This is a genomic window from Mesorhizobium sp. LSJC285A00, from assembly GCF_000503155.1.
Taxonomy (GTDB): domain Bacteria; phylum Pseudomonadota; class Alphaproteobacteria; order Rhizobiales; family Rhizobiaceae; genus Mesorhizobium.
On record NZ_AYVK01000020.1, the window covers coordinates 75,498 to 99,364 of the forward strand.

The window sequence follows — 23,867 nt, forward strand, 5'->3', positions numbered from 1 at the left end:
CCCATTGCCTGGAGCCCATCGTGACAACGACACAAACCGCCTGGAAACCACATCTCACCGACTTGACCCTGCTGACGGGTCGCCTGCTGCTCTCATTGCTCTTCGTGCATGAAGGCCTGGAGCTGGCGACGCATTTCGCCGGTGCAGCCAAGGCGATGACGGCGCTCGGCGTCAGCCTGCCGCTTTTAATAGCCACCATAGCGCTGCAGCTGGGAGCTGGCTTTTCGGTCGGCCTTGGTCTGCTGACGCGTCTGGGCGCGGTGGCGCTCGGACTGTTCTGTTTGGCAACGGCAGCTTTGTTCCACACCAATTTCGCCAACCAGAACGAATTGCTGCATCTCGAAAAGGATCTCGCCATAGCGGGCGGCATGTTCGTCCTGGCCGTAGCCGGCGCCGGGGCGATATCTCTCGACAGGGTGCTGAACGGCCTCGTGAAGCGCCGGCAACAGGACAGAGAGACGGTTGCGGCGCNGGGCGATATCTCTCGACAGGGTGCTGAACGGCCTCGTGAAGCGCCGGCAACAGGACAGAGAGACGGTTGCGGCGCTCATAGCGGCCGGTAGGCCTCTCTCGGTGGGCGAAATCAAGCTTCCATTCTAAACCGGCCAACACGCCGGGCATCATACAACCCGCCCGCCCGGTCGGCGCCCGCAAACTGCCTCGGGGGGTGACGCAAGCCGTTCCTGGCGTGTCCTCCATTTTACGTCCGCTTATCGGCGCGGATAGTAATGCCCAGGAAGGACCTGCGACGATTCCGATCAGCAAGCCTCTTAATCGTTGTTGCAGTCGGCGATCTGCAGAGGTTCAAGGCATCCGTTGTTTGAATTACGTGCTCCCGCGCCGCGGATCATTCGCGGTTCTGGTATGCCAGAAGGCGAGCATCGCGAGCGTCACTTTTCCGAGATTTGCATGGCTGTCAGAAACGACACGTACCAACCCGCTCAAGATGATCCATATGCGCCGTGATGATAGATCAGTGCCGGACCGGGCTCCCCGCTCACCACATGCCGGACGCTGCCGAGGATTAGCGCATGGCTGTGGCGAACTATGGTATCCTCGACGGTGCAATCGACCGCGGCAAGCGCACCTTCGAGCGCCAATGCGCCGCTTGCAAGGGTGGACCAGCGTGCACCCTCGTAGCGAGCCTGCCCCTTGAGGCCGCCTCGACCAGCAAAGCGGTCGGCGATCGCGATCTGGTCGGCGCCTAACACATTCGCGCAGAAGTGCCGATGCCGGCTGATGGCTGCCCATGTCGACGAGCTCAGGTTGATGCTGACGACCATCACCTCCGGTTCGACCGGGAATGGGCTGTGGTAATTGTTGCGCCCGTCCGCTCGTCGCCGCTGCCTGCGGTGACCACGGACACGGCTCCGGCCAGGTGTCGCATCGCAAATTTCAGGGGAATCCGGGTTTCATCCGGCAGAATGCGTTCGGTTAGTGTCATCTGGATAGCCTCATCGTGTTTGCACCTTCACGACGCCCTGCGACGCAACGCCGTCTGGTAACCCAACCATTGGTGAATTTCGGTGGCGATGCTCTCGGCATGGGCGGTGACTTCAGGGATGCCCATCAGCTCGCCGACGCTGCCGCGCGCCAGCGGTCCGCTGATGAAAATATTGTCGGCCGGGTGACCTGACTTACCGACCGCGCGGCCGTGGCTGTCGGTGCCGAGACCAAGGCCGGTTGGGTCAAGACGGACCAGGCCCAGATGTCCAAGGGCGGCAATCGCCGTGTTGGTGCGAAGAATGTCCGCATGCGCCGGCCCGGTCGTCACGATCACGCTGTCGAACGTCTCAACTATGAGGTCGTGTCGGCGCCTTGACCGCTGCGTGACGCGGATACGTCCGTCGGCCGCTTCGGCCTCGACAATCGATCCGGCGCGATAAGCGAGCGTCCCCTCGTCAAGGCGGCGATCCAGCACGACTGCTACCTGTGGCGCGATGCGGAAACGATGCACGTCCCAGAGCGCGCGAAGATGGCGCACCACGCGGCGCTGCTCGGCGAGCGGCAAGGCCTGCCAGATCAACTGCCCCTGACGCCGGACAGCGTCGAGGACCGGATACCAGTCTTCGCCCTGTCGCGTCGCTGCCGCGATCGTGGCCCGGATGCGCCTGAGCAGCACCGTGGCGCTGCGTAAAGGCAGGCTGGTGAAGTCGCCTATCGGGTCGCCCTGCATGGCGGCCTGCACATGCGAGCGATAGCCATGGCGCGACAGTGCCGTGATGCGGCCGCGATGACCTCTACGGTCGAGGGCTGCAATGACGTCGGCCGAGGTCAGACCGGTGCCAACAATGAGAACACGGTCGTCGCGGCCGATCGCCTGCAGCCGTTCGAGATCGTAGGGATTGGCCACCAATCCGGCGACTGAGGCCACGCTGCGCAGCGGCGCCGGGAGGGCCGGCAATGGATGCGTCGCCGCGATCACCACAGCATCGGCGGAAAGCGTTGCGCCATCGGACAGGACAAGCCGGTAGCCCTCGCCACTGCGCTCGACCCAAGCAACTTCGGCCCTGACATGGCGGATCGCCTTGCTTTGCAGGAAGGGCTGCAGGTGGGATTCGACATAGCGGCCGAAGACCCGACGCTGCGGGTAAATCGCGCCGCTGGCGGCGATGGCCTGCGTATCGTCCAGAATAGCGCCGGTCTGCTCCAGCCAGTCGGAAAAATGGCCCTCCTCACCTGAGATCAGCGTCATCCTGGACGCCCGCACGTTGATGCGGTGCGAGGGATCGGCCGTCGAATAGGCCAGACCATAGCCGAGCGCCTCGCGCGGTTCGACGACCACGATATCGGCTGCATCGGCGGGCAGCAGCCGCGCCAGGTGAAACGCGGTTGCGGCGCCGGAAAAGCCGCCGCCAATGATGGCGACCGTCAGTTTCCCAGCCCTGCGGGAAGCGCTCAAGGCTGGCTCGCGCGCAGCGCCGATGGTCGATGATCTCCGGCCACCGTTTCGCCGAACGGTCCCATGTTCACCGTCGTCGGCCGGGTCGAGATTTCGTGATCGAGCGGCAGCAGCGGCAGCACCAGTTCGCCGAAGCGATAGGCTTCCTCCAGATGCGGATAGCCGGACAGGATGAAGGTATCGATGCCAATCCTTCGGTATTCGTCGATCCGTTCTGCCACGGTCGCCGCGTCACCGACCAAGGCGGTGCCGGCGCCGCCGCGCACGAGGCCAACGCCGGCCCAAAGGTTCGGGCTGATTTCGAGCTTGTCGCGGCTGCCGCCATGCAACCGGCTCATGCGCGACTGGCCAACCGAATCCATGCGGGCGAAAACCTTCTGTGCCTCGGCGATCGTCTTGTCGTCGAGGCGGCTGATCAGCCGATCGGCATCGGCCCAGGCCTCGTCATTGGTCTCGCGAACGATGACATGCAATCGGATGCCAAAGCTCACTTCGCGGCCGGCCTTTTCGGCAAGGCCGCGCACATGCTCGACCTTGGCGGCGACGTCCGCCGGCGGCTCGCCCCAGGTGAGGTATTTGTCGATCTGCTCGGCGGCGACCGCATTGGCCGCGTCCGACGAGCCGCCGAAATAGAGCGGCGGGTGCGGCGTCTGCACCGGCGGGAACAGCAACCTGCCATCTTCGATGTGGAAATGCTTGCCTTCGAAGGCTACGGTTTCGCCGCTGAGCACGGCCTTGTAGATGTCGAGGAATTCCCGCGTCACCTCATAACGCTCGTCATGGCTGAGGAATATGCCATCGCCCTTGTTCTCGACCGGATCGCCGCCCGTGACCACGTTGATCAGCAAGCGCCCGCCCGAAATGCGGTCGAGCGTCGAGGTCATGCGCGCGGCGAGCGTCGGCGATTGCAGACCCGGCCGCACGGCGACGAGGAAGCGCAACCGCTGCGTCAGCGGCGCCAGCGCCGACGCCACCACCCAGCTGTCTTCGCAACTGCGCCCGGTCGGCAGCAGCGCGCCATAATAGCCGATGGCGTCGGCGGCCTTGGCGACCTGGGTGAGATAGGGCAGATCGACCGCCCTGCCGCCCTCGGAGGTGCCGAGGTAGCGGCTGTCGCCATGCGTCGGGAGAAACCACAGGACCTTAATCCTGGAGGGGGTGGCAGCGCTCATGAATAGTCCTTTGTGACTTTACGGCGTTCCCGCTCAGCTCCAGGCGTGGAGCGGCGGGTTCACCTCGTTCAGGTAATAGTTCCCCAGGATCGCGTATTTCCAGCGCACCGGATCGTGCAGCGTGTGGGTGCGGGCATTGCGCCAGTGGCGGTCGAGATTGTGCTCGGCCAGCGTGGATCGCGTGCCGGCGAGTTCGAACAGTTTGTTGGTGGCGTTGATGGCGATCTCGGTGGTGAGGATCTTGGATTCGGCGACCGCGATCTGCGCTTGCGCGACGGTCTTCTCGTTCGGATCGGCCACGGCGCGATCGACCGCAAGGCCGGCCTTTTCGAGAATAGCCTCGGCCGCATTGGCGCGCAGGCGAAGGTCGCCGATTGCCTGGATGGTATAGGGATCCTGCCAGGCATGCTCGACGCCGCTGTCGATCCACGCGCGCGACTTGGTGCGCACGAAACTGACCGTCTCGTCGATTGCCGCCTTGGCGATGCCGAGATCGACCGCCGCCTGGATGATCTGGAAGATGGGTCCGTCGACTGTCGGCTTGTCGTAACCCTTGTAGCCGGGGACGAGATGCGTCTTCGGCACCTTCACATTGTCGAGCAGGACCGTGCCGGAGAGCGTCGTCTTCTGGCCGAAGCTCGACCAGTCGTCGATGACGGTCAGTCCGGACGCCCCGCGATCGGCGATGGCATACCAGGCGCGCCCCTCGTCATCGAGCGCCACAATCGGCACCAGATGGGCGAGCAGGGCGCCGCTTGAATAGAATTTCTGGCCGTTGACCACGACATGGTCACCGGCATCGACAAACTTGGTCTCGAAGTCTGCGGCACGCTTGGAGCCGAACTCGGAAAACGCGTTGCCGAAGCGCGTGCCGGACAGTGCCTCGGCGAAGAGCAGCTTTTTCTGCGCCTCGTCCGAAACCGTGCGGATGGCGGCGACCACGCCGAGATGGTTCTGCGGAATCTGGCCAAGCGAGGGATCAGCCGTCGAGATGATGGTGATCACCTTCGACAGCGTCACATAGGACACCTCCGGCCCCCCATAGGCCTTCGGCACATTGATCGACCACAAGCCGCTCTGCGAAAACGCATCGAGCTCTTCCTTCGGCCAGATGCGCTCGCGGTCCCGCTTCGACGCTTCCCTGGCGAATTCAATGGCAAGTTTTTCGGCGATGGCGATCGCCTCGGCATCGGTCTTGATGATATGCGCCTTGGCCGACGGGCGCTCGACCGGAGGCACGGCGACGCGCGCGTCGGACGGCTGCTTGGATTGGATGGTCATGCTGCTGTCTCCTGGGGAAAGTGTTGCGATGGGAGCGGCGCGCCGCCGAGATAATAGGTCTTGATGTCGTCGCGCTGGCGCAGGTCGGCAGCCGACCCTTCCAGCACGCTTTTTCCGTTTTCGAGCACGGTGGCGCGGTCGGCATATTTCAGCGCCACCGCCGAATTCTGCTCGGCGACAAGGATCGAAAGACCCTCGTCCCGATTGAGCCGCTTCAAGGCGCTGAAAATCTCGTCGACGATCAGCGGCGCCAGTCCCATCGAAGGCTCGTCGAGCACGAAGAGTTTCGGCCGCGACATCAGCCCGCGACCGATCGCCGTCATCTGCTGCTCGCCGCCGGAGGTGAGGCCGGACCGCGTGCGCCGTTTCTCGAGAAGCCTCGGAAACAGCGCGTAGACACGCTCAAGGTCGGCCTTCACGCCAAGGCGTGAGGATGAACGCCCGAGCGCACCGGTCAGAAGGTTCTCCTCGACCGTCAGCGAGCGGAAACAGTGCCGGCCCTCGAGAACCTGGACCAGGCCCTTGCGGACGAGGTGCGAGGGGCTTGCCCTTGAAACATCCTCGCCATCGAAAATGATCCGGCCGGCGGTAACGGCGCCGCGCTCTGCCGGCAGAAGATTGGATGCGGCGCGCAACAGCGTCGTCTTGCCGGCGCCGTTGGAGCCGAGCAACGCCACGATCTCGCCCTTGCCGACCGAGAGGTCGACGCCATGCAGGGCGGCGATGGCGCCGTTGTAGACGGCCTCGACGCGGCTGATCGACAGGATCGGATTTTCCGGGCTGGACATCGATAACTCCGCTGCGAAGATGGATGGCACGGCCGGCCCGCGGGCCGGCCGTGAGCTCTTCAAACTCAGTTGCTGATCACCGCATCGGCGTCTTCGGCCGTGCGGATCTTGAGGCCCTTTTCCTTGGCATAGGCCTCGGACGACTTCTCGATGATCGGGCGCAGCAGCTTCCAGTCGGGCGCGATCCAGTCGGACACGACGTTCCACTTCTTGCCGTCCCACTGCTGGAAGGTCACGTAGCCGTCACCTTCGTGATTGTCCCAGGAGACGTTGATCGAGTGGAACAGGTCCTTGGCACCGAGCGCCTCGACGCGCGCCGGGTCGAGCTTGAGGTGTTCGAAGCCCCAACGGACCTCATCGCCGGTCAGCGTGCGATTGCCGAATTTGGCCTGCGCGATGCGGATGGCTTCGACATTGAGGATGCCGTTGACGATGCCGAGATTGTGGTAGACCGAGCCGATGCGGCTCTTGTCCTCGAGATTGCCCTTGCCGGCTTCGTAGACCGTCTTGACAATCTCCTTGACGACCGGGTAGTCGGCGCCAGACGCCTGGGTGGTGATGGCGGTGTAGCCCTTGGCGGCGTCGCCGGCGGGGATGACGTCCTCTTCAGAGTTGGACCAGACATTGCCGACGATGTGATCGGCCGGGAAGCCGGTCTTCTGCGCGGTCTTCAGCGCAACCGGGTTCATCACGCCCCAGCCGCGCAGCACGACATAGTCGGGACGATCGCGACGGATCGTCAGCCACTGTGCCTGCTGCTCGTTGCCGGGGTGCGGGACCTCGATCTGCGACAGTTCGAAACCGTATTTCTGCGACAGCAGCTCATATATCGGGATCGTCTCCTTGCCGTAGGGCGAGCCGTGATAGAGCACGACGATCTTCTTGCCCTTGAGCTTGTCGAGGCCGCCTTCCTTGGAGGCGATGTAGTTCACGATGCCCGATGTTTCGCTGTAGGGGTTGAGCAGCAGCGGGAAGACGTAAGGGAATACCCGGCCGTCGGTGGTGTCGGTGCGGCCGTGATTGATGGTGATAAGCGGCACCTTGTCGTCGGTGATGCGGTCGATCATGGCGTAGGCGATGCCGACCGAGAGCGGGTTCCAGGCGGCGATGCCGGGATTGCTCTTCAACCGTTCGTAGACCTCGACGCCCTTCTCGACCTCATACTGGGTTTCGCCCTCGCTCCAGGTCAGCTTGACGCCATTGACGCCGCCGTCGCGGATGTTGATCAGGTTGAGATAGTCGATGAAGCCGCCGAAGAAGCCGGTGCCGCCCGCGGCATAGGGGCCGACGCGGTAGCTCTGCAGCGGGAAATATTGTTCGTCGGCATGGACGGCTGTCGCGCCGAGCACGAAAGCGGTGGCGATCGCCGCTTTCTTGAGGTGACTGAAGAAGGTCATGAGTTGCGTCTCCTGAGGTTTTGGGTCCGTGAGAGAATGTCGAGCGGCGCTCAGCTGGACCTTGAGCCGATCCGTCGTTTCAGGCGGTCGACGAGGGCCGACAGCCCGTTCGGTTCCGCGATGAGGAATATGATGATGAGGGCGCCAAGCACGATGCGCTGGCTCATATCGAGCACACCAGAATCGAACAGGCCGCCGAACACGAAGGCGCCGAGCCGAGACAGAACGAGCGGGAAGACGACGATGAATGCGGCGCCCAGAAACGCACCGCGTATCGAAGCCAGCCCGCCGATGATGATGATGAACAGGATCTGGAACGAGCGGTCGAGATTGAAGCCGGCCGGCTCGACCGTGCGCAGATAGGTGAAGGCCCACAGCACGCCGGCGACGCCGATGATGAAGGACGAAATGGCGAACGCCAGCAGCTTGGTCCGCAGCACCGGCACGCCAATGATGCGCGCGGCGGTTTCATTGTCGCGCACGGCGATGAAATTGCGGCCGGTGGCGCTGTTGACCAGCCGCCAGACCAGTGCCGTCAGCAAGGCGACGGTGGTGACGGAAAGTAAATAGCGTCCGGCGGCACCGTCGAGCGAAAACCCGGCGACGGCAAGGTGCGGCGCGGAAATCACCCCGGACGGATTGTCGTTGGAGAACCAGCCGAACTTGGTCAGCGCCCACTGCACGAAGAACTGAGCGGCGAGCGTCGAGACGGCGAGATAGAAGCCGCGCAGGCGCAGGCTCGGCAACCCGAAGATGACGCCGATGCCGGCCGCCGAAATTCCCGCCAGGATCATGGTCGCAGCCAGCGGCAGTCCTTCCACCCGCAGGTTGAAATTGTATGCGGCGAAGGCGCCTACCGCCATGAAAGCGGAGGAGCCAAGCGAAAGCTGGCCGCAATAGCCGGTCAAGAGGTTGAGGCCGACTGCCGCCAGGCTGAGCGCAAGGAACGGCAGCAGGATCGCCTCGACCAGATAGCTCGACGCAAAGGCCGGGACCAGGCCGTAGACGACGACGATCGCCACGGCCGGCAAAGCTAATTTCCGGGCAAACCTCAGCCAGTCGATTGGAGCCCTTGCGGCATCGAGCGCTTGCACGGCCATCGGTCAGACCCTTTCGACGATTTTCTGGCCAAACAGGCCGGAGGGGCGCACCAGTAGGACAACCAGCGCCAGCGCATAGGCGAACCAGCCTTCGATGCCGCCGCCGACGAAGGGTCCGAGATAGACCTCAGCGAGCTTTTCGCTGGCGCCGATGATGAGGCCGCCGACGATGGCGCCAAGGATGGAATCGAAGCCGCCAAGCACCAGCACCGGCAGCGCCTTCAACACGATCAGCGATAGCGAGAACTGGACGCCGAGGCGTGCGCCCCACAGCAGTCCCGCGACCAGCGCCACGAAGCCTGCAGCCGTCCACACCGTTCCCCAGATCCGCGGCAGCCGCAGCCCGACGGCAAGTGCCGCGAACTGGTCGTCGGCGACGGCGCGAAAAGCCAGCCCGATCCGCGTCCAGTAGAAGAATGCGCTCAAGCCGGCCACCATCACCGCGGCAATGCCGGCCGCGAGCAGATCGAACGACGAGATGAGGATGCCGCCGACCTCGAAAGGCGTGTCGTCGATGCCGAGATCGAGCCCGTGCACCTGCGTTCCCCAGATCAGCTGGGCTGCACCCTCGATGATGTAGGACAGGCCAAGCGTGGCCATGAACAGCGTCATCGGCGAGCGGTTGACCAGCGGCCTGAGCACGGTACGCTCGATGGTGAAACCCAGCGCGACCATGACTGCGAAGGTGATCAGCAGCGCAAGCGCAAACGGGATGCCGCGTTCGACCAGGCTGACAAAGGTGAGTGCCGCAAACAGCACCATCGACCCTTGCGCGAAGTTCAGCACACCCGACGTCTTGTAGATCAGCACGAAGCCGATGGCGACGAGCGAATACATGACTCCCGACAACAGGCCGCCGACCAGCACTTCGACGACGAAGAGAAAATCATAGTAGCTCATCAGATGCCCTCGCCATCCTCGCCCTCGGCGGTGCCGAGATAGGCCCGGATCACGTCCGGATCGGCGCGCACTTCGGCCGGCGTGCCGTCGGCGATCTTGCGGCCGTAATCGAGCACGGCGACGCGGTCGGATAGGCCCATGACGACCCCGATGTCGTGCTCGATCAGGATGATGGTGACGCCATGCCGGTCGCGCGCGGCGCGCACGAACCCGGCCATCTCGGCTTTCTCGGTCGCCGTCATGCCCGCCATCGGTTCGTCGAGCAGCAGGATCTTCGGCTCGGCAACCAGCGCTCGCGCCAGTTCGACCCGCTTCTGCAAGCCGTAGGGCAGCGTCGCGACCAGCTGATCGGCGACCGTTTCCAGATGCAGGAAGGCGATTGTCTGGTCGACCTTTTCGGCAATCGCAGCGTCTTCGCGCCTGGCGCGTGGCAGGCCGGCAATATGTTCGACGAAACTGGCGCGCCTGGTGTGGACGCGGCCCGACGCGATGTTGTCGTGCACGGAAAGCCCGGGAAAGAGCGCCAGGTTCTGGAAGGTGCGCGCGACGCCCAGACGTGCCAGACGGTTCGCGGGCACACGGGAGAATGACTGGCCGGCGATCGCGATCTTGCCGTGGTCGGCGTGATAGAGGCCGCTGATGATGTTGATCAGCGAGGATTTGCCTGCGCCGTTGGGGCCGATCACGGCGCGGATTTCGCCGCTCTTGACCTCGAGGTCGACATCGCTCAGCGCCGTGACGCCGCCGAACGAAATGCCAATCCCGCTCAGAGTCAGGATCGCATCGACCTTTGCCGACAGGCGCGCCGGGCGCGTGTCCGTGAGTGGACCAGCGCCAGCAAGAATGCCGGGGATTTCGGGCGCACGCTCGTATGCGGCGGCTCCCAGCGAAGCACCAATCATGACACGTTCCTGATTTTGAAGGAGTGCGCGGCCCGCAGGCCACGCCCTGGCCTATTCGGCGGCGACAAGCTCCCTGTCACGCGCCGCTTCCAGTTCGCGCACCAGCGGGATGATGCGCTTGCCGAAGAACTCGACCTCTTCCTGGAAATGCAGGAAGCCGAGCAGGATCAGATCGGCGCCGGCATCCTTCAGCTTGAGGATGCGTTCGGCGATCTGTTCCGGCGTGCCAATGAGATTGCTGCGGAAGCCGTCATTGTATTGCACCAGATCCTCAAGGGACGACTTCGCCCAGTTGCCCTCGCCTTCCGGCGAGGCCTTGCCGGCATTCTTGACCTGGTCGGCAAAGCCCTGCACCGCTTCGGGATTGGCCTTGGCGACGATCTCGTCCAGCACGGCGCGTGCTTCCGCCTCGGTTTCGCGAGCAATGGCAAAGGCGTTGACGCCGATCTTCACCTTGTGGCCATTCGCCTTCGCCTTGGCCTGGATATCGTCGACCTGCTTCCTGATCTCTTCGGGCGTGTTGCCGTTGGTGAAATACCAGTCGGACACCCGCGAAGCCATGTCACGCGCGGCGCGCGACGAGCCGCCCTGGAAGATCTCGGGCTGCGGATCGATCGGCTTCGGCTTCATCGAGTAGTTGGTGAAGCGATAGAAGTCGCCCTTCAGCGTAAAATTGTCCTCGGTCCAGATGCCGCGCAACGCGCGGATGAACTCCTCCGAGCGGCGGTAGCGCTCGTCATGGTCGAGCCACAGCTCGCCGATGGCGGCGAACTCGCCACGGAACCAGCCGCTGACGACATTGACGGCCACGCGGCCCTTGGTCAGGTGGTTGATGGTGGCGATCTGCTTGGCCGCCAGCGCCGGGTTCCATGGACCGGGCAAGACGGCGGCAATCACTTTCAGCGTTGTGGTGGCGGCCAGCAGTGCGTGGCTGAACGACACGGATTCGTGCTGGTTGTCGGCGCCGTAGCCGGCGGTGAAGCGGATCTGGCTCAGTGCGTAGTCGAAGCCGTTGGCCTCGGCGATCTGGGCGAGCTTGCGGTTGTAGTCGATGTCCCAACCGGTCCGCTGCTCGATGTTGGAGATGACCAGGCCGCCGGAGACGTTCGGAACCCAGTAGGCGAATTTCAGGCCGTCGGAATGAGACGTCATGTCGTTGTTCCCTTTTTGGTTGGCTCAGCCGACGCGCGCTGCGGCGGCGGCATTTGCATGGTTGGAGTTGAGCAGTGAAACCGCTTCGGATGCGGCCCGTGAAATGCGTTCGCGTATCGCCTCGCCGACGATTTCGGCGCCGATGAAATCGTCGGGCGCCCCATAGACGCCGGTCGGTACGGTGACGGCGCCGAAAAAGCCGAATAATGGCCGCAACTGATGTTCGAGAACCAGGCCATGGTATGGACTTCCGCCTGTCGCCGCGAGAAGCACGGTCTTGCCGGCGAGCGCGCGATAGTCGACGAGGTCGAACAGGTGCTTGAGGGCGCCGGTGTAGGAAGCCCGATAGACAGGCGTTCCGACCACGAGCAGATCGGCCTTCTCGACACGCTGGATAATCGCTTCGCCGGACGCGCCGAGGGCGCCACGGGACAGTCCGACAAAAAGCGAAGGCGCCGCCTCGGTGATTTCGATCAGGCCCGTGTCTGCCGGGACGCGCAGCGCCACGTCCTTGACCAGCGCGTTCACCACCGCGGTTGTGCGCGATGGCGTGCTTACGCCGCCGGATATTCCGAGAACCGATAGCCTTGCCAACTCGTCAATCTCCCAGACCCTGCATGCGCATCGGTCATTTCCAAACCGGGGCAGACGATATTCGACAAAATCTATAGAGATAAGGAACGACGTTTCGATTTTTCGCCTTTGGCGAGAAAAATCCGGTTCTGCTAATGTGCGGTAGCAACATGGCCGGGAAGGATCAAAACGGCTCGCAGTCATCTATCGACATTTTTGAAAGCGCCGATGCCTTTGGGCAATAAGGTTCGTTGCCATGATGCCTGGCGTCGCCGTTGCGCAATACTACGAAGCGGCTTCCCTTGCCGGCGACATCACCAGTTTCTGGGTGCCCAATCGGGATTGTCTCTTTCCATGGTGCGCGACATTGGCTTTAGGATTAACCGCAGCGACAGTTGGGACACACGCATCCTTGTGGACGCCTCGAGTGCGACAACGTCCAGCAGCGCTGGACGGCTGGACGGCGCCAGTTGCTCGCGATCGACACGGCAAGCTCTATGGCGGGCGTGGGGATTTCCTGCCAGTGGCCGAGGCGATAGCCCAGCAGATCGTCCATCTCGGTAAGTCGACGAGATCGTCACCGCCTATCACCCACGGCGTCAATGACGGCCCAGGGATCTGGTGGGCTTTTCTGCTGGATCAGGTGTTGAATGTGGGCCGATCGTAAGTCCGCGATCAATCCGCCGCAGCTCGGCGGCCTTGACCACCCGTTGCAGCCCGCCGACGTCACGAAATGACGGACGGGCACCTCCACAGGNAGGCAGGCTCCACATATTCCGCCTCGTTGTGGCTCAGCCCGTCACGGCACGGCACAAAGATCATCACGGCAGGCGCCACCCGGGCGAGGAACAGCGCGTCATGGAATGCACCCGAGATCATCTGTTTGTGCGGCAGCTTTAGGCTATTGGCGGCCTCCTCGACGGTTTTGACCATATCGGGAGAGAATGCCGCCCCCGGCATGTCGAACGACCGACTGATCGTTACCGTGCAATGCTGAGCTTCTGCCTCCGCCGCGCACACATGGCGCAGTTCTGCTTCGATCGCATCGAGCCGCTCTACCCGCGGATGCCTGATATCGACGGCGAAGACCACAGACTGCGGTATGGCGTTGATCGATCCCGGCTGGGCGGTCACCCGGCCCACCGTCAGCCTTGCCCTGCTGTCGAACGGCATGATCGTCGTCTGGAGCCTGTGAATCGCGGCAACGGCCGCGACCATCGGATCCCTACGGTAGGGGAGGCCGGTTGTGCCGGCGTGACCGGCGGCGCCCTCAATGCAGACCTCCAGCCAGCGCGTACCTTGCACGGCTGTGACGATACCGATCGGCAGCCGCTCCTTTTCCAGCGATGGTCCCTGTTCGATATGGAGCTCGATTTAGCCGGATATCGGCATGCCGAGGGGGCGAAGGGTTGCCTCTGGCAAGGCGGAGATCGTTGCCCCGAGCTCCTCTGCGAGGGACGCACCGTCGCTGCCGACTATGGACCGCCATGCGGAAATGTCGGCTCCGGTGAAGGCCATGGAGCCCATGACACCCGGCGTAAACCGGCTGCCCTCTTCATTGGCCCAGGCGACGACCTCGATCGGCATCCGAGTCTCGGCCCTCGCGTCCTCCAGCGCTTCGAGCGCCTCGAAGGCGGAAAGCGTGCCGAGCGCTCCATCGAAGCGCCCGCCGGTCGGCTGGCTGTCGAGGTGGCTGCCGATCAGCAGCGGCGGCAGGGCGGCATCCGTGCCCTCGCGGCGGACGAAAAGGTTTGCCATGGCGTCCTGGAAAACCGCGAAGCCGCGCGCGAGCGCCAATTCCGCCAACAGGCGCCGGGCNCGATCACCGCGTCGGCATCGAAGAACACGAGGTCCTTGACCTGCTCCTCGATCGGCCGGTCGCCGACGATCGCGTGGGCGCCATGCTTGACATGCGCGTCGGCGAAGATGCGGATGCCATTGGCCCGAAGCCTAGCGCGGAAACGCATGGCGCGCGCCGCTTCGCCTTCGATAAGGCCCTCATTGGCGACATAGGCGTTGGCCCATTGATTGACGCGCACGAAGGAAGCACCGGAGGCACTGGCGATCGACAGCGCGGGAATGGAGGCATTGGCAAGCACATTGATGCCGATCGGCCGGCCGAGTTCGCGGCGGATGCGGTCGGAGACGACGGACATATAGGCTGAAGTTCGACATGCCGGGGGCGGCATTCTCTCCCGATATGGTCAAAACCGTCGAGGAGGCCGCCAATACCCTACAGCTGCCGCACAAACAGATGATCTCGGGTGCATTCCATGACGCGCTGTTCCTCGCCCGGGTGGCGCCTGCNGCCTGCCGTGATGATCTTTGTGCCGTGCCGTGACGGGCTGAGCCACAACGAGGCGGAATATGTGGAGCCTGCCTACGCGGTTACCGGCGCGCGGGTTCTGCTTCAAGCGGCCACCGTCGCCGCCTCTTAGGCAGCGACGGTGGCACAGGCGTGCTGGCGTGAAGAGGCAACCTGTGGAGGTGCCCGTCCGTCATTTCGTGACGTCGGCGGGCTGCAACGGGTGGTCAAGGCCGCCGAGCTGCGGCNGCGCCTGCCGTGATGATCTTTGTGCCGTGCCGTGACGGGCTGAGCCACAACGAGGCGGAATATGTGGAGCCTGCCCACGCGGTTACCGGCGCGCGGGTTCTGCTTCAAGCGGCCACCGTCGCCGCCAACTTAGGCAGCGACGGTGGCACAGGCGTGCTGGCGTGAAGAGGCAACCCGTGGGACTTCCTGGTGCCCGTCCGTCATTTCGTGACGTCGGCGGGCTGCAACGGGTGGTCAAGGCCGCCGAGCTGCGGCGGATTGATCGCGGACGTATGATCGGCCCACATTCAACACCTGCCCCAGCAGAAAAGCCCACCAGATCCCTGGGCCGTCATTGACGCCGTGGTTGATAAGGCGGTGACGATCTCGTCGGCTTGTCGACATAGCGATCTGCTGGGCCGCCTCGGCCACCGGCAGGGAATCCCCACGCCCGCCATGGACCTTGCCCGTGCCGATCGCGAGTAACTGGTCGAGGTGTGCCTTCCAGCCGTCCAGCGTCAGGTGTGGTGCGCCGTAGCCCCACATCGTTGCGGGTCCGTCGCGGGTCAGCCAATCTGGCAAGCTGTTACATCAGGGACGCGGTCGCCAGACGACTGCGAACGCCGTTCGGCTTCTGGTCGCCAACGTACTCGACTTTCGTGTCTACCAGACGATCGCTGTCGATCCCGGCTGCGGTCAAGATATCCTCGACCGCCTTCAGGCGCTGCTTGGCCAGTTCCTTGTTTGTCTTTGCAGCGTCGGCGCCGGTGAGTTCCATGGCCGCGAGAGCCGTCAGTTCGACATTGCAACGTGAGTCTCGGATGCTGGCGGCGAACTTCTCGAGGTCGGCCTTGACCCGCGGTGAAATCACATAGGACTGGCTATAGAAAACAGGTCGACCTGCACAGGGCTGCGCTTCTCATATTGCCGGCAAGATATGCCTTGCTTTGGCAGCGTGTACAGTATCGCGCTCCGCGCCGTATTGGTGTCGGCGGCGCCGTCGTCAACCCAATGCGAAAGCACCAGCACCATTTCGGGCTTGACGCCTTGCGCCTTGAGAAAATCGCCGGTTGCATCGAGCCTGAGACCAGCGATGTCGTAGGCTTTGTTGTAGTTGCCTTCCTTGCTCGCCGTTGCGTAGAGCCGGTAGCCGCAATCATGCCCAGCATCCTTGACGAAAGCCGCCAGGGCCTTCGCGGATTCCTCGGATATCTTGCCTTCACCTTTTTTGAAGAGGACGCGATGTGCATTCCACTGCGTGCATTTAGACCCCACGTCGCGTTCCTGGGCGGCCGCGCCGAAAGACATTGCGCATCCGGTAATGACAATAAATGCCAGAACAAGGCCGAGTGATTTCTTCATTGTCTTGGCGCCTCCACGCGGACTTAATCTACTACCGCACTTAAAAGTCGACAAGGCGCGACGCGTCCCGACAACCCGCGCCCCTCAGTCCCACACCAGCAACAGCTTGCGCCAGAAAGCATTGGACGGCATCGGCTTCGAGCCGAATGGCAGCCGGATTGCCAGATAGATCGTCAGCCACTTGCGATCGACCTCCCGGGTCGAAACTTTCAGGTCATGCAGTTCGAACGGTCTCGAGACGCGCGTCCATCCCGAGAATGACAGCGCGCCGACAGGTGCATCGTGTTTCCACACGAGTTTTTCTTCCTGCCTGCCGAGCGCCATGGCGAACTCGAATGGGGATGCTTCATCGTGGGCGATCTCCACTGTCGCGATGACACTTCTGGCAAAGGCCGGGAAGGCCGAATTGAGGGCGGCAACAACCGGACCGTGCGTATTCGGCCGCAGGAATATACCGCCATTGTCGCCGGCGATGAGCAGCGTCGGCAGCTCGGAGGGATAATCCGTCACAAGCGCCGCACGCTTCAGGTCATCATTGGTCATTCGGCGGGTGCGTTGGCGCTGTTGGGGTGCGTTGAGGCGCGGGCGCCTGGCATCGTTCGAAACGACATGGCGGATATGGACGCTTGAAAAGCCGCCGAGGACGCGCGCCTCCGGGCGGCTGCCGCCGCATTTGACTGCCAACAACAAATCGCGTCGGCCGGTAGCCGGCGAACTGACCATCGCCCCTATCTCACGCGCTTCGTGCCGTCGGCTGACATCAGCCCAACCGCTCCCGCTGCCATCCTCAAGCAGCCGGGCGAAATTGCTGAAGGTCTGGTTTTCTGCGTCTACGATCGCGAGCTGAAACTGCGCAGAGCCCGTCAGTTCCTCGTCGAGGTAAACCCAACACGTCGCGCCTACGGTGCCCGGCGGGCAGACTCCCTTCAGCAAAGCCATGGTGACATTGCTGCCCCTGGCTTCGAGGAACAACTGGTCTGGAGACAGTTCGACATAGCTCAGCAGGTCCGGATCGGCATCCGGATACGAACCGACATGAGCTAGGCGCATGGGCTCGGCGGAAAGATACTGCTCGCTGTACAGCGAGGAATTCAACTCGGGCACCGTCTCTCCGGTCGCCGCGTTGAGTATTTCAACCACACCCACAGCAAAGTCGCTTCGTCCTGCACGGGCGAGAAGCGAAATTGCGGTATCCGCCCTGCCTTCGCGTGCCGCGATCTCGGCCAGCAACTGCATAGCGTCCGCGGTATTGGCGGGACCTGTACTCAACCTGAGATACCGCTCGTCGTTAACCCGCAGCTCCAGATTCCAGAGGTTGAGCTCCTTCTCATGATTATCGGTGTTCGAGCTGATGGCGAGTTGCACGAACATTTCTGTTTTCGCGAATCGATGCTTTCGAAAGACAGCGATGATCGGCTTGCGATTCCTCAGCCACTCGGCATTTCGGTTCATGCCCGTCGGTGCCGACCGGTACCAATAGAGCGGCTCCGGGACGGGGACGATCTCCAGGCCTGCCAGATCCGCGCGAAGGAAAAACTCCCAGTCGCTTGCGGAAAACCCCCGCTCTTCGTTGAGGTAACCTATCTTGTCGAACACCTCACGCCGGAACATCGCATTGGCATCGCCATACGGATTGTTGAGCATGGCGATGTCCGTCGGCCCGCCGACCGGGAAGTAGAGCACATAGCCGCTCCTGGTGTCCGGCGGCACGAAGGGCTCGTTGAGCCACTTGGCGAAGGTCGTGCAGATATCGGCGCCGGAATTTTGCATGCCGGCGACGAACGTACTGACGGCGTTTGGGAACAGCACGTTGTCGTCGTCCAGGAACAGGATCAGCGAACCCCTGGCGGCGCGGATACCGGTGTTGCGCGCCTTGCCGAGGAAGCCGTTCTTCTGCTGGATGATCCGCCATCCTCGCTGCTCGAACTCCGGTTCGAGTTCCGCCAACAGGTTGATTGCATCGGGATCGGTGCTGCCGTCATCGACGACAATCAATTCGATGTTGGGATAGTCCTGGCGTCGAACCGAGGCAATCGCCTGCGGCAACAGGTGCACCCGGTTGTAGTGCGCAGTGATGATCGAAACGAGCGGCCGTTGGCTCCGCCTGCGACTGGAGACCTTGCCGGGTTCGCGGGAGAATTTCGCGTGCAGCCCGCTCCAGGCTTTCTCGAGCGCTTCCCGCTTTTGCAGGGGCTTTGCCGGACGAAACGATCGGCTTTCCAGCACAGACGCTATTTTGGCCGCGATGGCGGAGGCCGACGCATCCATCAGGACGGCATCGGCCGACTTCGGATGGAGCACGTCACGAATGCTGCCGACATCTGTCGCAATGAACGGGATCTCTTCGTTAAGGCACGTCATCACTTCCAGCGGCAGCTGAGCCGCTGAGTGCGTCATCGCCACCAGAGCATGACTCTGCCGCAGGTATCTATAGATGTCAGGCTCATCTCGAATGGGCAGGAGCTTCAATTTGAACGGCCATTGCCGCGCACGCCGAACGATCATGCCACCCGAATGCTCGCCCAGGACATGACCAAACGCGCCGACTACCGTCACTGTCAGATCGGTGACGCCGCTGTCGGCCAGACGATCGAGCGCATCGCAGAACAGCGTCAGCCCATCGCGCGCCTCTGTGCCTGAAAAATGAATCACTTCGGCGGTTGGCCGATCCCGCGGCCTGTAGTGATCGACAGCGAAGTTGGAACGCCACTCCTCCGGCTCGAGGGGCGCAGCAATGTGATGGCTGGTGGGCAACTTCCATCCCGCCTTGGCCATCCAGTCGAGCAGCGACTGGCCAGCGATGACAAGATGGTCGCACGTCTCGGCCGACCTCTTTTCCATGTGCGCGACGGTCATCTGCTCCTTGCGTTCGACCGCCCGTGAATTGGCTTCCAGCTTCCACACAAGGGGCTCATGTGCGAGCACGATGATCGTAGGAGGATCGGGAAAGACACCTGTGCGCTTCGCAAGGGTGGAGAAATGCGCCAGTCCGCCTTCAAGCGCAAAATAGACGACGTCGAATGCATTCTGCTTGAGGTAGTGGTAGGCGGCCAATGAGTTCTTGTCGCAGGACTCCGTGCCGCGCAGCAACTCGGGCGAGGGCGGCAACAATTCGAGCCGCACCAGGAAATTGTCGAAGCACCATTTGCCCAGCCTGACTATTTCCTGATCATCGGGCTGGCTGCCGAGCGGGCTCGGCGCCCAAAGCAGCGTCACGGTATCGCCGGTTCCGGCCAGATGCTGCGCCAGCGCGTAGGTTACCGACCCGTGATCGCCAGTCGCCGTCGAGCCGAACTCAACCTCCGAAACGACACACACATTGCGAGGCTTATGGCTTGCCTGTCGCTTGCCCGTGGGCATGGCGCCTGCCTTGGAACCAATGCTCAATGACCCCCCCTTGTCAGCCCGCTTCGTTCGAAACAGTCTTGCCAACAGTTGGATAACACTTTGATAATCGTTTCGCGGGACTCTCAGCAGCGTACCTGCCTTTCGCGTAAACTGGTTGATGACCTCGGATGGTTGAACTTCGATCCCCAAAACATCTCGCGCGACTGGACGACCGGCCCATTGACGTGACCGATGGCGAGATCTTGTGCTTTGTCGGACTGCGCAACGAATCCCAATTGCTGCGGCAACTTCTCGACCACTACCGCGGCCTGGGCGTCGATCGGTTCTTCTTCCTGGACAATGGCTCCACGGATGGGACCCGCGAATTGATCCTGGAGCAGCCGGACAGCCACTGCTTCCACACGGAAGGATCGCATTTCGCTGAAAACATCGATCCGCCGCGATGGATCAACACGCTCATGAATGTGTTCGGCACCGGCCATTGGTGCCTTTCGATCGACGCCGACGAACTTCTCGTCTATCCCGATTTTGAGCGGGCAAATCTCCAGCAGCTTTGCAGCTACCTCGATTCGACCGGCGTCGACGCTGTCATAGGCTCCATGATCGACATGTACGCCGATGGCCCGTTGGCCGAATACAGCTATGATGGCAAGATCCCGCTTGTTGAAGCTTCACCCTACTTCGACCCGGAGCCGGGATGGCTGCGCCCGCGCGACGGTATGTACCCACCCGAGCAGATGTTCGGTGGCGTGAGGGAACGGGTCTTCTGGCACGGCCGGTTCAAGCAAACTTTTCCCCCGTGCCTGACAAAGGTGCCGATCGTGAAATGGGGGCGCGGCACGCGTTATCACGTCGCACAGCACACGATCAGCAAGGTCCGATTCAGCGAACTGCGCGTCGCATTGCTGCACTTCAAATTCGTCTGGGGATTCCGCCAGAAATCAGCGTCGTCTCTGAGTGAAAATGCGCAGCTCAAGGAAAAGACGCTTGAGGAGCGCGCTGCCTACATGGAGGCCTTGGAGCGCAATCCGAAACTCGCGCTTCGGAACCAAAGCTCCGTCTGCTATCGGGGTGACGGCGCGCAACTCGTCGAACTCGGCTGGATGACGACCTCGGAGCCCTTCGCCGGTTTCGTTTCGACCCTGACCATGCAACACCAGCGCAGCGACTACGCCACCTGATGTGCTCGAACTACTGAGGGAAAATCCGGCTGATGCTTATCCGCCGTAGCGGCCGCCACCTTCACCGTGGCCTTTGCCCTCTTCACCGCCCGCAAACTGGCCCAAACTGTTGAGAGCAAGCGCCTTGCAGGCTGTCGGAGCGTTCGGGTACCGGTGCAGATAATCCTCAAGTGCCTCGATGGTGCCGGTTTTAAGGGCCTGCTCGCAGGCAAGCTCGGCTTCCTTGACGCCAACTTCGGTCTTCGCCTGCGCCGCGTCAGAAAAAGCGACGCTCAACCCCAGCAGACTAAGTCCACCCAACAGTAGAGAATGAATCCTACGCATAACGCACCCCACCTACTCAACCCACTGAAACATTAGCGTCTGTTAACGTTTTGTCAACCATTCTTGGAAGGTTCCACCAACGTGGTTAACGCGCACGACCGATGAACGGGCCTGGCTTGCGCTCGGATCTCCCTTGCCTGGTTGGATCGACGTTTAGTCGCTGAACAGTGTCAGCGTGCGGAAGAACGCATTCGTGGGAAAACCGTTGGACGTTGCGGTGAAACGAACGGCGAGAACGATTGAAAGCAGCATCTTCCTTCGTGTGCGAAGCGTTGCCACCAAGTGATGACGCACAAATCTGTCTTCGATGCTCATCCAGCCTGAGAAGGCGATCGTTTGCTTGCCGATGTCCTGTTGCCAATCTATGGGCTGGTCGGGTCGAGCAAGGGCGAGAGCAAAATCCATCGCCGGCGCATCGGCATGAGCGATTTCGACGGATGCTTCAACCTTCCGGAAGAAGGCTGGAAAATGATGATCAAGCGATGCAGCGACCGGGCCGTCCGCATGCGGACGCAAGAACACCCCGCCGTCGTCCGGTGCGACAAGCAGCAGCGGGAGAGCCGAGACGCGGGGTGTAAGCAACCGCGCACTCCGCAGCATGTCGTAGTCGAGAATGATAGAACCGCCGCCGACATCAGGACGGTCGGCGGCATTGTGGTCTGTGGCGGGGCGCCCAAGCAAAGTGGCAGCCGTATCGGGGCGGCCGATCGACCCAGCAATGCTGGCAAGCTTCTCTATGGCCGCATCGCTGTTCGGCTCGATGCCGCAAAGCTCCAGATATTTCCGATTGCCGGGGGTATATTTCAGGTTTTCACGGGCACTTTCAATTTCAGACCGGTGCGCGTTCTGGGCAATGGCCAAATGATGCAGCAGGCGGGCGCCATCGGGCAGGCTCGACCTGAACGCCTCCAGGATGGGAAGCCGGTTGTCGTACCAGTTCGACGTCCGAAACATGCCATCCGGTTTCGAGCGATACCAGTATAGCGGCTTTGGAATCGTCCTGATCTTGAGACCGGCGAGAGAGGCTCGGGCAAAGAATTCCCAGTCGTGCATGGCGTAGCCCGGCTTTTCGATCAAGAACCCGATCCGCGAGAAGACAGACCGGCGCATAATCGCATTCGCGTCACCGTAGACGTTATGGATCAGGCCGAGCGCGTCGGGACCACCCAGAGGCAGGTACTGGATCAGCCCGTCGGCGCGATGTTCGGGCACGAAATCCTCGTAGAAGATCAGTTGGAACGCAGTGCAGATGTCGGCATCCGATGTAGCCATCGCACGCACGAAATGATCGACGGCCTCCGCAAACAGCGCGTTGTCGTCGTCGACGAACAGGATCAGCTCGCCATGCGAAGCGCGGATGCCGGCATTTCGCGCCGCACCGAGGTGCTTGTGCGGTCGGCGCAGAATCTTCCACCCGCGCTGACGGAAGGTAGGTTCCAGCGTATCCAGCAATCGCCTGACTTCATCCAGGTCGCTTCCGTCGTCGACCAGAACCAGTTCCAGGTGATCATAGGTTTGCGCTTCGATCGCAGCGATTGCCTGTTTCAGATAGAGCGGCCGGTTGCGATGGGCCATGACAATAGAGACCAGGGGTGACGACCCGGCACTTTTGTCGACGCGCCAGCGCCTAGTTGGCGTCGGCAAGTTGCGCGTATCCAGCCAGGACTGCCGACATTGGCTCAGGCTGTCGACAGGCAGTGGGCGAGGCGGGTCATCGAGCGCCGCCGAAATGGCCTGCGCCAACGTGGCGGCATCAGGATCGACCAGCCGCGGCTGCCTCGCCTGCGCACACCAGCGCTCGGCGTTCGCGTCCACATTGGTCGCAACGAAAGGCAATCCCGCCTCGATGCATGCGGCAACGGTGCCGCCCGTCGATGCGGCGCGGGCGGGGATGACGGCAATCGCGCCGGCCCGCGCGACGTAGTCGAGCTTTGCGGCGGGGCTTGCGTGCGCCAACAGGTTGACCTTGAACGGCCACCGCTCGGCGCGTCTCAGCAGCAGTCCACCGCTGTGCTCGCCCATGATCTTTCCAAATGGACCGAATGCGGTGACCGTCAGCCCTTTTGGCGCCATTGGCGCGATGATGTCGAGCGCGTCGCAAAGCAGCGTCAGGCCATCGCGGAAGCGCCATCCGGCCAAGACGGCAAGTTCTCCGCCCGTCGACGATCGCGCACCGGCTGGAGCGAGACGATCCTGCAACGGCAACATCGGCGTCACGATCGCCTTCTTCACCTTCCAACCCTTCGACAACATCCAGTGTCGCAAGGCTGCGGACACACAGATCGTCCGGTTCGCCATCTCGGCGCAGTATTTCTCCATAAAGGCGACGGCAATCACCTCGGTGCTGTCGAAGAACGCCTTGTCGGCTTCATGTTCCCATTCTTCCGGAGCGTGAGCGACGACCACGATCGGCGGCGCGGCAAAAGCCGCAGTCTCGACAGCCAGCAGCGTGTAGTAAAGCAGCCCGCCCTCAAGGGGCGCGTAGACCAAATCGTGGCCGGACCGTTCGAGATAATGCAGCACAGCGGCGGACCGGCTCTCGGGTGTCGTCAGCGAAGGAAGCAGCTGATCGGACTTGTCGAGAATCACCAGCCGCACCGATGCCGCCTCCAGCTCGCGGTGGCGCGCGGCCTCCTCCGTTGGAGCATCCCTGCCTGGAACCCATAGCAGGGTGACGTCGTCCCCCTCTTCGGCAAAAAGCCTGGCCAACTCGACCATGGCGCCATCTTCGCCGCCATGGTCGATTGCATTCGTCACGACGCAGACCCGGCGAGGCTTGCCTTCCTTTGACCTCCTCTGCTCCTTGCCACCAACGGCCATCCGACTTCCTCTGATCCAAATCCGCCGATTGCGCTACGCAGCACAGTCATCTGCAATGATGCCTGCGACAGGTTTACTTTTCAGTGATCATGCTTGTGCGTCATTGGTAAACCAAATCGTCAATCAAGTTCT

At 62.4% G+C, this 23,867-nt stretch carries 19 protein-coding genes and 3 pseudogenes; 3 read left to right on the plus strand and 19 right to left on the minus strand.

Translation table 11 applies throughout. The annotated features are described in order from the left end of the window. The first annotated feature begins 20 nt into the window (after positions 1-20). Positions 21-563, plus strand: coding sequence for a DoxX family protein (locus tag X726_RS0135385; protein WP_023670613.1), 543 nt, complete (start codon positions 21-23; stop codon positions 561-563). Between the two features lie 378 nt (positions 564-941). Here the strand turns inward: X726_RS0135385 and X726_RS01000000167045 are convergent, their stop codons facing one another. From X726_RS01000000167045 to X726_RS0135405, 13 genes and pseudogenes are all read right to left on the minus strand, one after another. Continuing rightward, positions 942-1,283 carry a flavin reductase family protein gene (locus X726_RS01000000167045; RefSeq protein ID WP_245272125.1) on the minus strand — a complete coding sequence of 114 codons (342 nt, stop codon included), beginning with the start codon at positions 1,281-1,283 and terminating at the stop codon, positions 942-944. A gap of 188 nt (positions 1,284-1,471) precedes the next feature. Continuing rightward, positions 1,472-2,902: an FAD/NAD(P)-binding protein gene (locus tag X726_RS151760; RefSeq protein WP_023670614.1), complete on the minus strand. Its 1,431-nt coding sequence runs from the start codon at positions 2,900-2,902 to the stop codon at positions 1,472-1,474. Beyond that, complete coding sequence (ssuD, locus tag X726_RS151755) at positions 2,899-4,074, minus strand: FMNH2-dependent alkanesulfonate monooxygenase (protein ID WP_023670615.1); 1,176 nt, start codon at positions 4,072-4,074, stop codon at positions 2,899-2,901. Before ssuD ends, X726_RS151760 begins: the two co-directional genes overlap by 4 nt. 33 nt (positions 4,075-4,107) lie before the next feature. After that, positions 4,108-5,355, minus strand: coding sequence for an SfnB family sulfur acquisition oxidoreductase (locus tag X726_RS151750; RefSeq protein WP_023670616.1), 1,248 nt, complete (start codon positions 5,353-5,355; stop codon positions 4,108-4,110). After that, the gene (locus X726_RS151745) at positions 5,352-6,143 is read right to left on the minus strand and encodes an ABC transporter ATP-binding protein (protein ID WP_031215028.1); all 792 of its coding nucleotides are present in this window, start codon (positions 6,141-6,143) and stop codon (positions 5,352-5,354) included. Before X726_RS151745 ends, X726_RS151750 begins: the two co-directional genes overlap by 4 nt. A gap of 65 nt (positions 6,144-6,208) precedes the next feature. Continuing rightward, positions 6,209-7,540, minus strand: coding sequence for an ABC transporter substrate-binding protein (locus X726_RS151740; RefSeq protein ID WP_023670618.1), 1,332 nt, complete (start codon positions 7,538-7,540; stop codon positions 6,209-6,211). A 50-nt stretch (positions 7,541-7,590) separates the two neighbouring features. After that, positions 7,591-8,640, minus strand: coding sequence for a branched-chain amino acid ABC transporter permease (locus tag X726_RS151735; RefSeq protein WP_023670619.1), 1,050 nt, complete (start codon positions 8,638-8,640; stop codon positions 7,591-7,593). Between the two features lie 3 nt (positions 8,641-8,643). After that, positions 8,644-9,540: a branched-chain amino acid ABC transporter permease gene (locus tag X726_RS151730; RefSeq protein ID WP_023670620.1), complete on the minus strand. Its 897-nt coding sequence runs from the start codon at positions 9,538-9,540 to the stop codon at positions 8,644-8,646. After that, on the minus strand, positions 9,540-10,442 hold the full coding sequence (locus tag X726_RS151725) for an ABC transporter ATP-binding protein (protein ID WP_023670621.1): 903 nt from the start codon (positions 10,440-10,442) through the stop codon (positions 9,540-9,542). Before X726_RS151725 ends, X726_RS151730 begins: the two co-directional genes overlap by 1 nt. Before the next feature lie 51 nt (positions 10,443-10,493). Next, positions 10,494-11,594, minus strand: coding sequence for a dimethylsulfone monooxygenase SfnG (gene sfnG / locus X726_RS151720; protein WP_023670622.1), 1,101 nt, complete (start codon positions 11,592-11,594; stop codon positions 10,494-10,496). Positions 11,595-11,618: 24 nt separating this feature from the next. Continuing rightward, positions 11,619-12,188 (minus strand): FMN reductase, encoded by a 570-nt coding sequence (msuE, locus tag X726_RS151715; protein ID WP_023670623.1) that lies wholly within the window; start codon positions 12,186-12,188, stop codon positions 11,619-11,621. A gap of 705 nt (positions 12,189-12,893) precedes the next feature. Then, positions 12,894-13,988 (minus strand): annotated as a pseudogene (locus tag X726_RS01000000167050) (hydantoinase/carbamoylase family amidase); the annotation flags it as partial. Next, positions 13,988-14,335 (minus strand): annotated as a pseudogene (locus X726_RS0135405) (BtpA/SgcQ family protein); the annotation flags it as partial. The pseudogenes X726_RS01000000167050 and X726_RS0135405, both read right to left, overlap by 1 nt. Here X726_RS0135405 and X726_RS1000000169095 point away from each other — a divergent pair. Then, positions 14,335-14,605: pseudogene (locus tag X726_RS1000000169095) on the plus strand (M20/M25/M40 family metallo-hydrolase); the annotation flags it as partial. The pseudogenes X726_RS0135405 and X726_RS1000000169095 sit on opposite strands and share 1 nt — an antisense overlap. A 350-nt stretch (positions 14,606-14,955) precedes the next feature. Here the strand turns inward: X726_RS1000000169095 and X726_RS151710 are convergent. From X726_RS151710 to X726_RS151695, 4 genes are all read right to left on the minus strand, one after another. Then, a complete protein-coding gene (locus tag X726_RS151710) occupies positions 14,956-15,246 on the minus strand; it encodes a hypothetical protein (protein ID WP_023670626.1) in 291 nt (96 codons plus the stop codon). Between the two features lie 40 nt (positions 15,247-15,286). Next, positions 15,287-15,571 carry an OmpA family protein gene (locus X726_RS151705; RefSeq protein ID WP_023670627.1) on the minus strand — a complete coding sequence of 95 codons (285 nt, stop codon included), beginning with the start codon at positions 15,569-15,571 and terminating at the stop codon, positions 15,287-15,289. Then, positions 15,568-16,062, minus strand: a complete 495-nt coding sequence (locus X726_RS151700) for a hypothetical protein (RefSeq protein WP_023707298.1) — start codon at positions 16,060-16,062, stop codon at positions 15,568-15,570. Before X726_RS151700 ends, X726_RS151705 begins: the two co-directional genes overlap by 4 nt. Before the next feature lie 84 nt (positions 16,063-16,146). After that, positions 16,147-19,449: a DUF6212 domain-containing protein gene (locus X726_RS151695; RefSeq protein ID WP_155921712.1), complete on the minus strand. Its 3,303-nt coding sequence runs from the start codon at positions 19,447-19,449 to the stop codon at positions 16,147-16,149. A gap of 128 nt (positions 19,450-19,577) precedes the next feature. Here X726_RS151695 and X726_RS151690 point away from each other — a divergent pair, with 128 nt between their 5' ends. After that, a complete protein-coding gene (locus tag X726_RS151690) occupies positions 19,578-20,591 on the plus strand; it encodes a glycosyltransferase family 2 protein (RefSeq protein WP_084630786.1) in 1,014 nt (337 codons plus the stop codon). Positions 20,592-20,627: 36 nt separating this feature from the next. Here the strand turns inward: X726_RS151690 and X726_RS151685 are convergent, their stop codons facing one another. Together X726_RS151685 and X726_RS151680 are read right to left on the minus strand one after the other, a co-directional pair. Beyond that, on the minus strand, positions 20,628-20,915 hold the full coding sequence (locus X726_RS151685) for a hypothetical protein (RefSeq protein ID WP_023707299.1): 288 nt from the start codon (positions 20,913-20,915) through the stop codon (positions 20,628-20,630). Between the two features lie 153 nt (positions 20,916-21,068). Continuing rightward, on the minus strand, positions 21,069-23,633 hold the full coding sequence (locus tag X726_RS151680; protein WP_198029278.1) for a DUF6212 domain-containing protein: 2,565 nt from the start codon (positions 23,631-23,633) through the stop codon (positions 21,069-21,071). Positions 23,634-23,867: the final 234 nt, after the last annotated feature.